This window comes from Vulcanococcus sp. (genome assembly GCF_044369115.1).
Taxonomy (GTDB): domain Bacteria; phylum Cyanobacteriota; class Cyanobacteriia; order PCC-6307; family Cyanobiaceae; genus Vulcanococcus.
This window is the reverse complement of the sequence record NZ_JBIPMN010000066.1, coordinates 1-12,608: the sequence shown is the minus strand read 5'-3', so window position 1 is coordinate 12,608 and position 12,608 is coordinate 1. Positions and strand designations below refer to the sequence as shown.

The window sequence follows — 12,608 nt, the reverse complement described above, 5'->3', positions numbered from 1 at the left end:
TGGAGCGGGGTTATGCCGCAGCAGTGGCCCGTAAGGCCTGCCGTCTCGCTGGTGAGGCACCGGCATGACCGTTGGCATCTGGGTGCTCGGGGATCAGTTGAACGCGGCTCAGAGCGCTCTGGCTGGTGTGGATCCCTCGGCTGCTCGGGTGCTCCTGGTTGAAAGCACCTCGGTGTTGCAGCGCCGCGCTTATCACCGCCAGAAGCTGGTGTTGGTGTGGAGCGCCATGCGCCACTTCGCTGAAGAGCTGAGCGCCGCCGGCTGGGCGGTGGACCACGTGGAGAGCGAGAGCTTTGGCGCGGCGGTGCGTGACTGGATCTCCACTGCGGGGATCCGTGAGCTGCGCGTGATGGAGCCGGCCGATCGCGGCTTCCGTCAGGCGATCGAGGCGTTGCAGCTCCCTGTGCGGCTGCGGTGGATCACCAGCAATGCCTTCCTCTGGAGCCGCGAGGAGTTCGTGGCCTGGGCTCAGGGCTACAAGCAGCTGCGACTGGAACTGTTCTATCGGGAAGGGCGCCGCCGCTTCGGCGTGCTGATGGAGGGGGAGGGCAAGGCCGCTCAGCCGCTGGGCGGGCAATGGAACTTCGATGCGGAGAACCGCAAACCGCCACCGAAGGGCCTGCAGGGGCCGCCTCCGCTCTGGTTCGAGCCGGATGCGAGCACCCAGGCGGTGATCGCCAAGCTGCAGAGAATCGATCAGGAGCGGGCTGAGGCGGCGTTGCCACCCTTGCCGGGTGATTTGGAACCCTTCCGCTGGGCCGTGAACCGCGAACAAGCGCTGGCGGTGCTGGAGCACTTCATCGCCACTCGCCTGGATGGCTTCGGCCCTTATCAAGACGCGATGGTGAACGGTGAGCCCACCCTCTGGCATGCGCTGCTCTCGCCCTACCTGAACCTGGGGCTGCTGCATCCGCTGGAGGTGATCCGCCGCCTGGAGCAGGCGGGGCTTGAGCAGCAGGTGCCGCTGGCGGGCCTGGAAGGCGTGATCCGCCAGATCCTTGGCTGGAGGGAGTACACCCACGGCTTATACCACTGGTTCGGAGCCAACTACCCGGCCCTCAACCACTTCGCAGCGGAGCAGCCGCTGCCGCCGAGCTTCGAGCAGCTGGGCGGCAGCGGCCTGAACTGCCTCGACAGCGTGCTGGCGGAGCTGCGCAGCAATGGCTACGCCCACCACATCCAGCGCCTGATGGTGCTCGCCAATTACGGCCTGATCGCCGGGCTGGATCCCCAGGCCCTCACCACCTGGTTCCACCGCATGTTCATCGACGGCCACGACTGGGTGATGCAGACCAACGTGATCGGCATGGGGTTATTCGCCGATGGCGGCCGCCTGGCCAGCAAGCCCTACGCCGCCAGCGGCAACTACATCAAGCGGATGAGCACCTATTGCAAGGGCTGCCGCTTCGACGTGAAACAGCGCACCGGCCCGAAGGCCTGCCCGTTCAACAGCCTCTACTGGGATTTCCTCGCTCGCCACGCCGAATGCCTGCGCCGCAACCCGCGCATGGGGCTGGTGATGAAGCAGCTGGAGAAGCTGCCTGAGGAGGAACTGGAGCAGATCCGCGAGGCGGCCCAGCAGCATCGCCGTCAAATGGTTGCAACGCTTGCTTGACAGGCGCTGCCGGCCAACGGATCCTTGGCATCCACCAGATCTGGGTTCATGAGCCAAGGCGCCACCACCACTAGTGCTCAAGCCGTCGAGGTGCACGCCCTCGACGTGGAGCTGCCTGTGGATCTGGCCCGGGCTGTTGAGGGTTACGTGGCACAACGTCCTGGGCTCGATCAAGCCCGACTGCTGCAGACCGCCCTGGCTCAGTTCCTGGTGCAGCAGGGCGGTGCCCGGCCTGAGGTGCGCGAGCTTTACCTTGATGGTCTGTTCGGTACCGGTCTGTGATCGCCCCCCTGGCAGCCCTTCCGCCTGAGGCCTATCTCTGGTTCAAAACCCTCCACATCGTGGGGGTGGTGGTGTGGTTTGCCGGGTTGTTCTATCTCGTGCGGCTGTTCATCTATCACCGCGAGGCCGAAGAGCTGGAGCCGGCCCTGCGGGCTCCGTTTCAGGCCCAGTACGCGCTGATGGAAAAGCGCCTGGCCAACATCATCACCACCCCCGGCATGGCAGTGGCCGTGTCTATGGCCATCGGCCTGTTGGTGAGCAATCCGGCTTGGCTGCACCAGGGATGGATGCACGCCAAGCTGGCCTTCGTTGCGGCCCTGTTGGCGTATCACGCCTTTTGCTATCGGCTGATGGGTCAGCTGCAGAACGGCAACTGCGGATGGAGCCCCAAGCAGTTGCGGGCGCTCAATGAGCTGCCCACCTTGCTGCTGGTGATTGTGGTGATGCTGGTGGTGTTCAAGAACCAGTTCCCCACGGGGGCTGCCACCTGGTTCATCGTGGCGTTGGTGGTGTTCATGGCCGCTTCGATTCAGTTCTATGCGCGCTGGCGGCGTCTGCGGGCTGAACGTGAAGCGGCCGCAGCCGCCTGAGCCCATGGCCAGCCATCCTCTGCGTGCCGTTCTGGAGCAGGTGGAGGCCAGCAGCTGCCCCGGCCGGCTCAACTTTCACTGCCATACCATCCACAGCGATGGCAGCCTCAGGCCGGAGCAGTTAGGCCAGCAGGCCTTGGCCTTGGGGCTTGAGCACCTGGCGGTGACAGATCACCACAGCACCTTGGCTTTCGCGCCCCTGCAGCAATGGTTCGCCAGCCGGGCCGAGCAGGGATCGGCTGTGCCCACCCTCTGGAGCGGCGTGGAGATCAGTTGCCTCCTGGAGAGCTGCTTGGTTCATGTGCTAGCCCTTGGGTTTGAACCCGGCCATGAGGCCCTCGAGCCCTACCGGCAGGGCCAGGCCCCAATTGGCGAAGAGCTCCAGGCCGCTTCGGTGCTGAATCGCATTCACGCGGCCGGAGGCCTGGCGTTGCTGGCCCATCCCGGCCGCTACCGGCTCAGCTTTCAGCGCTTGATCCCTGCTGCCGCTGCGCTCGGTTTTGATGGCGGCGAGGCTTACTACGACTACGCCATGCAGCCCCGTTGGCAGCCCACGCCAGTCGTGTGCGACGCCATTGCACGCCTCTTGGAGGATCACGCACTTCTGCGAAGTTGCGGTACCGATACCCATGGCCTCGAGCTCCGTGGCCGCTAGGGTTCCCGGAGCATTCATCCCCTGCCGATGGGCCTGTTTGATCGTCTGCTCGGTGGCAACAAGTCGGTGAGCGTCACCGGCGCAGCGAAGCCCGCCAAGAAGCAAGAGGAAGCCTTCTTTCTGGATGCCGATGCCTCCAGCAGCATGGGCAATGTGGAGTTCATGCGTCGCTCGAACACCATCCGTCACACCTTCCCCGGTACCGCCAGCAGCCCAGGCGATAAGGAGCTGGTGGAGGAAGTGGCCTCGATGGAAATGCGTCGCGAGAAAGCCACTCCCGGCCTCGGTGGTGTGGAGGACAAGCAGGAAGAGATCAACCTCACCGGTGGCATTCCCAAACCGGTGAAGAAAACCTTCGCTGAGCCCATGAGCAAAGCCGAGCTCGACCAGCGCATGAAGGGTTCTGCCGTTGGCGTGAACACCCCTGGCCAGGCCAACGCCAAGCTGCAGTCCCCCACAGAAGCTCAGCCCCAGATCACGAGCCAACAGCCGAGCAAGCCCGGCGACATCGGCGCCTTTAAGGGCTGGGTGAAGGACCTCTGATTCGGCGGCCCGTTCAGGCCACTCTCGGTTTGTTACCCCTCCACAAGCTGTTCCGCTTCAAGCACCAGCTGGCGCAACTGCTCCAGCTGATGCTTTTCTGCGCCGCTCCAGAGGCCGCGGTTGTGGGCCTCTAGCAGCCGCTCGGCCATGTCGCGCAGGGCCCAGGGGTTGGCCCGGCGCAGAAACTGCAGCACCTGCTCATTCGCCAGCCACTGTTGGGCGATGGCCCCATAACTCCAATCGGGTACGCGTCCGGTGCTGGCGTCGTAAGCGAATAGGTAATCGAGGCTCGCGGCCATCTCGAAGCCGCCCTTGTAGCCGTGTTGCTGCATCCCCTCGATCCAGCGGGGGTTGAGCACGCGCGAGCGCAACACCTTGTCGAACTCACGCTCCAGCCGATGCACCCGTGGCCGTTGCTGGCGGGAGTGATCGCCAAACCACAACTGCGGTGCCTGGCCCGACACCGCCTCCACGGCCGCCGCCAGGCCTCCCTGGAACTGGTAGTAGTCGTCAGAATCGAAGATGTCGTGTTCGCGGTTGTCCTGGTTATGCAGCACCACCTGCACCCCGCGCAGCCGCGCTTCCAGCCCTTCCCGATCGGCTTGCACCACCAGCCGGCCGCCTGAGCCATCACTGCCGCCGAGGCCCTCGTAGCGCCAACTGCTCCAGTTCAGGTACGCCGCCGCCAGATCGGCCCGTTCCTCCCATTCGCCGCTGTCGATCAGCCCCTGCAGGCCCGCTCCGTAGGCCCCCGGCGCCGAGCCGTACACCCGCCAGGCATGGCCATCGCGCCGTGCCGCTGCCGCGAGCGGATTGTCGGCATCACTTTCATCCGCCTCCGCCACCATGGCCGTGGCGCGGTTCACCCAGGCCACCAGTTGCGGGAAGGCATCGCGGAACAATCCGGAAATGCGCAGGGTCACATCCACGCGCGGACGGCCCAATTCCGGCAAGGGGATCAGCTCCAGGTCAACCAGCCGCCGGCTGGGGCCATCCCAGATCGGCCGCACCCCGAGCAGCGCCAGGGCCTGGGCAATATCTTCGCCGCCATTGCGCATGGTGCTTGTGCCCCACACCGAGAGGGCCAGCTGTTGCAGCGGTTCGCCTTCCTCCATCCAGTGCTGCTCCAGCAGCAGTTCGGCACTGCGCCGGCCCAGATCCCAGGCCGCCTCCGTCGGTAGGGCCCGCAGATCCACGCTGTAGAAATTGCGCCCGGTGGGCAGCAGATCCGGCCGACCGCGCGTCGGTGCACCCGACGGGCCAGCGGCGATGCGCCCACCGGCCACAGCCGTGAGAAAGGCCTGGCGTTCGGCCGCGCCGCAATGCAGCAGGTTGGGCACCAAGCCAGAGGCCAGCCGTTGCAGCACTGTGCTGGTGTGCTCCCCAGCGGTCGGTATGGCCCCTGTGTTCGCGAGTAAGGCCTGACAGAGCCGCTCGGCTTTGGCCTCGATCCAGGCGACGGCATCTCCCACCAGCCGCGGCTGCTCGGCGCCCAGCTCCAGCAAGCGCTGTTGATCCGCCGAGCTGAGAACCTGCTCCTCTGGATCACTCCAAGGATCAAGCTCCAGCTCTAAGTCGCGCGCCAAGGCCTGCGTGAGGCCTAGCCCTTGCTGTTGCGGTGGCCGAGCAAGGCAAGTGAGCAGTTCGGCCAGGGCTGAACCCTCCGGCAGGCTGCCGAACCGGTGCAAGCCGGTGCGAACCTGAGCTTCCTTGAGTTCGCACAAGTAGCCATCGGCGGCATCGAGGGGATCGCCATTGGCGTTGCCGCTGAGGAGATCCGGCAGCTCCAACGCGGCCAGGCGCTCCAACACGCTCTGGCGAAGCTGATCACTGCGGCCACTGCCCAGTTGAACCGCTTCCCAGTATTCGTCGATCAGGGCCTCAAGATCCCGCAAATCGCCGTGCAGTCCGGCGCGGCCCAGCGGTGGCGTGAGGTGATCGAGGATCACGGCTTGGGCGCGTCGTTTGGCCTGCGAACCCTCACCGGGGTCGTTGACGATGAAGGGATAGATGTGCGGCATCGGCCCCAGAGCCCATTCGGGATAACAGCTGCTGGAGAGCCCCAAGCCTTTGCCCGGAAGCCATTCGAGGTTGCCGTGTTTGCCCACATGGCAGATCAGCTGCACCCCCGCTTCCTGGCGCAGCCAGAGGTACTGGGCCAGGTAGTGGTGCGGTGGCGGTAGATCCGGGCAGTGATAGCTGAGGCTCGGGTCGCGGTCGTAGCCCCGTTCCGGCTGGATCAACAGCGTGATGTTTTCGAAGCGCAGCGCCTGGATCGGGAAACCCTGCACTTCTAGGAGCGGATCCTGCGCCGGACTTCCCCAGCGCTGCTCCAGCTTCTCGCGCCCCTCCACCGGCAACTGGCTGTACCAGGCTTCGTAGCTGGCCAAGGGCACATGAGCGAGGGCGGGCTTGTGCAGACTCTCTGGGTCATTGGTGCGGCCCGCGAGCAGCCGCTGAATCAGGGCATCGCCATCGACAGGCAGCTCCTGCGAGCCGAGCGCGTAGCCAGCCTCAGCCAGCCAATGCAACATGGCAGCGGCGCTGGCTGGTGTGTCGAGCCCCACGCCATTGGCCAGACGGGCGTTGCGGGTGGGGTAGTTCGCTAACACCAACGCCAAACGCCGCTCAGCAGCAGGCGTGCTGCGCAGCTCGCACCAGCGCCTCAGCAGCTCAGCCACCCAGGCCAGCCGCTCGGGGTGGGGCTGGTAGCGCTGCAGCGCAGTGGACAGGCGTGGATCAGCCACGTCCCCCTCCTTGAAGGCGCCCACCCGGGTGGTGATGCGGCCGTCGAGTTCCGGCAGGGCGATCTGGAGGGTGAGATCCAAGGGCGCTAATCCCACCGAGCTCTCCCGCCAGCTGGCTTCGCTCTGGGTGCTGCAGAGCAGCTGCAGCACGGGGACCGCCAGCTGATCCCAAAGGGGAGCGCCAAGGCCCGCCTCACTCAGTTGCACGGAGGCAAAGGAGGTGGTGCACAGCACCGCCTGTACCTGCTCCCGGTGCAACAGATCCGCCACGCCCTGCTGCACCGCCGGATCCCGCAAGCTGCTCAGCCAAAGGGCGCGTGGCGCGAGGCCAGCGGCGCGCAGGGCCGCAAGCAAGCTCTCCGCCAATGAGAGGTCACCTGCCTGGAGCAGAGCTCGGTACAGCACCACCCCCACACGGGGGCCGGGCTCTGCGCGCCAGTCATGGGGTTGGGGATCGGCCAGGGGCTGCAGTTCTGGTGTGGGCGGCTCCATGCCATCCAGCAATCCCTTCAGGCTGGTGAACACTTCCCGCCAGTTGGTGGGCCCGCCTTCGCGCAGACAACGGCTGCAGGCCAGGGCCAACGGCGGTGACACCGTCCCTAGCTCCGCCAGGGTTTGTTCCTCGTCGGCGGTTCCGGCCAGTACCAGGAGATGGCGGCTGTGCTGAGCCCCCGCCCATTGCCGTAGCTGCTCGAGGCCATAGCTCCAGTGGCCGCGTCCACCAAGCAGGCGCACAACAACCAGCTCCGTTGGTTGAAGCGTCGTGCGGATGTAGTGATCGAGCACCGCCGGGTGCTGCAACGCCGCCAAATTCAGCGCCCGAATGCTGCGCTCCGGCCCCAGCCGCCAGGGCAGTGAGGTCGGTGTCGGCGCTGGTGAGCAACACCGCCGCTGCGGGTGGTTGTTCGATGAACAGCACCCCATCGGCAGGGCTGCTGCTGCCTGGAACGGCGGCGAGGCGATGCATCGCACCATCTTGTCGGGCCCTGGCGACTCACAGCCCGGACCCCGCCGATGAGAGGATCAGAGTCAGCTGTGGCCGCCACGCCCCACCGACCCCATGCATCAGTTTCTGCCCTACGCCTGGTTCGGTGGCAAGTGCGTTCCCTTTGCCGAGGCCACGCTGTCGGTGGCGACCCACGCCCTTCACTACGGCACCGGCGCGTTTGGTGGCATGCGGGCGCTTCCCAACCCGGTCGATGCCAACGAGATCCTGCTGTTCCGCGCCGATCGCCATGCTCGGCGGTTAAGCCAGAGCGCCCGGCTGCTGCTCACGGAGCTCAGCGAAGACACGATCCATAGCGCCATCCATCAATTCCTGCAGGCTAATAAACCCAACTGCCCCGTTTATCTGCGGCCCTTCGTTTACACCAGCGATCTGGGTATTGCACCGCGTCTGCATAATATTGAGACCGATTTTCTGATCTACGGCCTCGAGCTGGGTGACTACCTCTCCCCGGAGGGCGTGAGCTGCCGCATCAGCTCCTGGACCCGCCAGGAAGATCGCTCCCTGCCCCTGCGCGGCAAAATCAGTGGCGCTTACATCACCAGCTCCCTGGCCAAAACAGAAGCGGTGAAGAGCGGCTTCGATGAAGCCCTGCTGCTCAACAGCCGCGGCAAGGTGAGCGAGGCCAGTGGCATGAACCTGTTCGTGGTGCGCGATGGCGTGCTGATCACCCCTGGAGTGGATCAGGACATCCTCGAGGGCATCACCCGCGCCAGCGTGCTCGAACTGGCTAAGACGATGGGCATTCCAACCCTGGAGCGCCCGGTGGACAAGAGCGAGTTGTTCATCGCCGATGAGGTGTTCCTCAGCGGCACCGCCGCCAAGGTCACGCCGGTGCGCCGCGTCGAAAACACCGACCTGAGTGCCGATCGCCCCGTGATGGACGCCATCCGCGATCGCCTCACCGCCATTACTGAAGGCCGCGATCCGGCCTTCGACCACTGGGTTACCCGCGTGCGTCTGAACGGTTGATGCTGTCCACCCAACGGATCGGTTTCCTCGAGCGCCTCCACAGCCCGGAGCATCCGGTGCTGGTGTTTGACGGCGCCACAGGCACCTCACTGCAGCAGATGGATCTGGGCCCCGAGGATTTCGGTGGCGCGGCCCTCGAGGGCTGCAACGAGAACCTGGTGTTCACCCGCCCCGATGCGGTGCAGGCCGTGCACCGGCAGTTCCTCGAGGTGGGCTGCGATGTGATCGAGACCGACACCTTCGGGGCGGCCTCCACCGTGCTGGCGGAATACGACCTGCAGGATCAGGCCTTCGCCATCAACAAGCGCGCTGCTGAGCTGGCCCGTGAGATGGCGGATGCCTACAGCACCCCAGACAAGCCCCGCTTTGTGGCCGGCTCGATGGGGCCTACCACCAAGCTGCCCACCCTTGGGCATATCGGCTTTGATGAACTCCGCGATGCCTTCGCTGAGCAGGCCGAAGGCCTGATCGCCGGCGATGTGGACCTGTTCATTGTTGAAACCTGCCAAGACGTGCTGCAGATCAAGGCAGCGCTGCAGGGGATCGAGCAGGCGTTCACCAAAACCGGTCAGCGCCGGCCGCTGATGGTGAGTGTGACGATGGAAACCACCGGCACGATGCTGGTCGGTTCCGACATCGCCGCTGTGGTGGCGATCCTGGAGCCGTTCCCGATCGATGTGCTCGGACTCAACTGCGCCACCGGCCCGGAGCAGATGAAGGAGCACGTGCGCTACCTGAGCGAGCACAGCCCCTTTGTGGTGAGCTGCATCCCCAACGCCGGTCTTCCGGAGAACATCGGTGGCGTGGCCCACTACCGGCTCACGCCGGTGGAGATGAAGATGCAGCTGATGCACTTCGTCGAAGATCTCGGCGTGCAGGTGATCGGCGGTTGCTGCGGCACTACCCCCGCCCACATCGGCGCACTGGCAGAGCTGGCGGCGGAGCTCCAACCCGCCCCGCGCTACGTGCGCACCCCCGAGCTGCGCCAAAGCGCCGATGAGCCGCGCCCGGCTCTCACCTATGAGCCCGCGGCCGCCTCCCTCTACGGCACCACGCCCTACCTGCAGGACAACTCCTTCCTGATCATTGGCGAACGCCTCAACGCCAGCGGCTCCAAGAAGGTGCGCGACCTCCTCGCCGTTGAAGATTGGGATGGTCTGGTGGCCGTCGCTCGCGGCCAAGTGAAGGAAAACGCCCATGTGCTCGATGTGAACGTCGACTACGTGGGGCGCGACGGCGAGCGCGACATGCGCGAGTTGGTGAGCCGTCTGGTCACCAACGTGAACCTGCCGCTGATGCTCGATTCCACCGAGTGGCAGAAGATGGAGGCCGGCCTCAAGATGGCTGGCGGTAAGTGCATCCTCAACTCCACCAACTACGAAGACGGCGACGAACGCTTCTTCAAGGTGCTGGAGCTAGCCCGCGATTACGGCGCCGGTGTGGTTGTGGGCACCATCGATGAAGAGGGCATGGCCCGCACGGCGGAGCGCAAGTTCGCCATCGCCCGGCGTGCTTACCGCGATGCTCTCGAATTCGGCATCCCCGCCCACGAGATTTTCTACGACCCCCTCGCACTGCCCATCTCCACCGGCATCGAAGAAGACCGCGAGAACGGCCTGGCCACCGTGGAGGCGATCCGAATGATCCGCCAGAACCTGCCGGGGGTGCACGTGGTGCTCGGCGTCAGCAACGTGAGCTTTGGTTTGTCGCCGGCGGCGCGGATCGTGCTCAATTCCGTGTTCCTGCACGACTGCTGTGAGGCGGGCATGGATGCGGCGATCGTGAGCCCGGCCAAGATCCTGCCGCTGGTGAAGATCAGCGATGAACATCAACAGGTGTGTCGTGATCTGATCAATGACAACCGACGTTTCGACAACGGAGTCTGCGTCTACGACCCACTCACCGAACTCACCAAGCTGTTCGAGGGGGTGAGCGCCAAGGAAGCGCGCGCCTCAGGCCCTCAGCTCACCGACCTGCCAATCGAGGAGCGGCTCAAGCAGCACATCATCGATGGCGAGCGCATCGGCCTGGAAGACGCGCTCAAGATCGCCCTCGACACCTACAAACCCCTCGAGATCATCAACACTTACCTCCTTGATGGCATGAAGGTGGTGGGTGAGCTGTTCGGCTCCGGCCAGATGCAGCTGCCCTTTGTGCTGCAGAGCGCCGAAACGATGAAATCGGCTGTGGCCTTCCTCGAGCCGCTGATGGACAAGGTGGAGGGCGAGAGCTCCGCCAAGGCCAAGTTCCTGATCGCCACCGTGAAGGGCGATGTGCACGACATTGGCAAGAACCTAGTCGACATCATTCTCACCAACAACGGCTACGAGGTGATCAACCTCGGCATCAAGCAGCCGGTGGAGGCGATCATCGAGGCCCAGCAGAAGCACAACGCCGACTGCATCGCCATGAGCGGCCTGCTGGTGAAGTCGACAGCCTTCATGAAGGACAACCTGGCGGCCTTCAACGAAGCGGGCATCGACGTGCCGGTGATCCTCGGCGGCGCTGCTCTCACCCCGCGGTTCGTGAACAAAGACTGCCGCGAGGTGTACCAGGGCCAGGTGATCTACGGCCGTGATGCCTTCGCTGACCTGCGCTTCATGGACGCCTACGTGGCGGCCCGCGATACCGATCAGTGGGACAACGGACGTGGCTTCCTCGCTGGTGCTCCTGAGGGCCTGGGGCTCGAGGCGGCAACGGACGCTGAAGTTGGGGGTGAACCGGCCGGTGATGCCGCCGAAACGGCTCCCGAGGGCGCAGTTGCGAACGAAGCGGCCGCCCCAGCTCCCGCCGAACCCAACGACCACCGCTCTGAGGCGGTGCCCCCTGAGCCCGCGCTCACGCCTCCCTTCTGGGGCAGCCAGCTGCTCACCGAAGCCGACATTCCGCTCGAGCAGGTGTTTGCCTACCTGGATCGCAATGCGCTGTTTGCCGGCCAGTGGCAGCTGCGCAAGGTTCAGGGGCAATCGCGCGACGACTACGAGGCGATGCTCGCCGAGAAGGCAGAGCCGGTGCTGCAGCAGTGGATGGCACGCTGCCTTGATGAGCAGCTGCTCACACCGCGGGTTGCCTATGGCTACTTCCCCTGCGGCCGTGAGGGTAACAGCGTGGTGGTGTTTGATCCGGAAGAGCGGAGCCATCCCGTAGAGAACAGCCGTGAGCTCGGCCGTTTCGCCCTGCCGCGCCAACGCTCCGGCAACCGCTATTGCATCGCCGATTTCTATCAAGACCTGGCCAGCGGCCAGCCCACCGATGTGCTGCCGATGCAGGCCGTCACCATGGGTGAAAAGGCCACGGCCTTCGCCCAGGAGCTGTTCAAGGGCGACCAGTACAGCGACTACCTCTATTTCCATGGCCTGGGGGTGCAGATGGCGGAGGCCCTGGCGGAGTGGGTGCACGCCCGCATCCGCAGCGAGCTCGGCTTCGCCGATCCCGCCGGGATCTCGCTGCGGGATGTGCTCGCCCAGCGCTACCGCGGCAGCCGCTATTCCTTTGGCTATCCCGCCTGCCCCAACGTGGCCGATTCCCGTCAACAGCTCACCTGGCTGCAGACCGACCGGATCGGCTTGTCGATGGATGAAAGCGATCAGCTCGAGCCCGAGCAGAGCACCACGGCCCTGGTGGCCCTTCACAGCCAGGCCCGCTACTTCTCCGCCTGAGAACCGTTCTGGATGGGGCCGGCCCTAGGGTCGGCTCGCCCTGAACCCCTTCTCTGCATGGCCATTGCCGGACCAGGCGGCGTCGACGACGCCATCGCTGCAGGCCTCGACCTCGATGGCACCCCGATTCCTGCAGAGATGCTCAGCCTCTACAACGAGGTGATGGACCTGGAAAGCCAGCGCGCCCGCAGCGGCGTGAAGAAATCAATGCGCAACCGCATTGTGAAAACCGGTTCCAAGCATTTCGACCAGCAAACCCTCGATGCGCGCCTCAAGGCCGCCGGTTGGGAGGGTCTGAAGGACAAGGAGATCGCTTTCTTCTACGGCGCTTGATCCACTTCAGCGGCAGGGGCTTCGGCCTCCGCCGCGCCCAGCCTCAGCCGCAGAGGTCTTCGAGGGTTTCGATCACGTCCTGCTGGAACTCCTCGAGATCGGTGGAGTCGGAGAGATCGATGCCCTCACCGGCGGCGTTCTGAGCCAGCTCCTGGAAGTGGAAGGCACCTTCACCATTGGCCAGGAACTCGATCGCCGAGCTCTCG

8 protein-coding genes and 1 pseudogene are annotated in these 12,608 nt (G+C 65.1%); 8 read left to right on the top strand and 1 reads right to left on the bottom strand.

What is annotated here, in order from left to right; all coding sequences use genetic code 11:
• The first annotated feature begins 64 nt into the window (after positions 1-64).
• From ACIQ2E_RS06790 to ACIQ2E_RS06770, 5 genes are read left to right on the top strand one after another with little or no spacing between them, the layout of a single operon-like run.
• Complete coding sequence (locus ACIQ2E_RS06790; RefSeq protein WP_398328001.1) at positions 65-1,615, top strand: cryptochrome/photolyase family protein; 1,551 nt, start codon at positions 65-67, stop codon at positions 1,613-1,615.
• Between the two features lie 48 nt (positions 1,616-1,663).
• Positions 1,664-1,897, top strand: coding sequence for a DUF2811 domain-containing protein (locus ACIQ2E_RS06785; protein ID WP_398327998.1), 234 nt, complete (start codon positions 1,664-1,666; stop codon positions 1,895-1,897).
• Positions 1,894-2,487: a protoporphyrinogen oxidase HemJ gene (gene hemJ, locus ACIQ2E_RS06780; RefSeq protein ID WP_398327995.1), complete on the top strand. Its 594-nt coding sequence runs from the start codon at positions 1,894-1,896 to the stop codon at positions 2,485-2,487. The genes ACIQ2E_RS06785 and hemJ overlap by 4 nt, the downstream gene beginning before the upstream one ends.
• 4 nt (positions 2,488-2,491) lie before the next feature.
• The gene (locus ACIQ2E_RS06775; RefSeq protein WP_398327992.1) at positions 2,492-3,142 is read left to right on the top strand and encodes a PHP domain-containing protein; all 651 of its coding nucleotides are present in this window, start codon (positions 2,492-2,494) and stop codon (positions 3,140-3,142) included.
• Positions 3,143-3,169: 27 nt separating this feature from the next.
• Positions 3,170-3,685, top strand: coding sequence for a hypothetical protein (locus ACIQ2E_RS06770; RefSeq protein WP_398327989.1), 516 nt, complete (start codon positions 3,170-3,172; stop codon positions 3,683-3,685).
• 32 nt (positions 3,686-3,717) lie between these two features.
• Here ACIQ2E_RS06770 and cobN read toward each other — a convergent pair.
• Positions 3,718-7,399 (bottom strand): annotated as a pseudogene (gene cobN, locus ACIQ2E_RS06765) (cobaltochelatase subunit CobN).
• 93 nt (positions 7,400-7,492) lie between these two features.
• On the opposite strand from cobN, the gene ACIQ2E_RS06760 reads away from it, so the two are divergent.
• Genes ACIQ2E_RS06760 through ACIQ2E_RS06750 form a run of 3 tightly spaced genes read left to right on the top strand, consistent with a single transcriptional unit; the run spans position 7,493 to position 12,402 of the window.
• Positions 7,493-8,410 carry a branched-chain amino acid transaminase gene (locus tag ACIQ2E_RS06760; protein ID WP_398327986.1) on the top strand — a complete coding sequence of 306 codons (918 nt, stop codon included), beginning with the start codon at positions 7,493-7,495 and terminating at the stop codon, positions 8,408-8,410.
• Positions 8,410-12,069: a methionine synthase gene (gene metH, locus ACIQ2E_RS06755; protein WP_398327983.1), complete on the top strand. Its 3,660-nt coding sequence runs from the start codon at positions 8,410-8,412 to the stop codon at positions 12,067-12,069. Before ACIQ2E_RS06760 ends, metH begins: the two co-directional genes overlap by 1 nt.
• Before the next feature lie 57 nt (positions 12,070-12,126).
• Positions 12,127-12,402 (top strand): DUF4090 family protein, encoded by a 276-nt coding sequence (locus tag ACIQ2E_RS06750; RefSeq protein ID WP_398327980.1) that lies wholly within the window; start codon positions 12,127-12,129, stop codon positions 12,400-12,402.
• Positions 12,403-12,608: the final 206 nt, after the last annotated feature.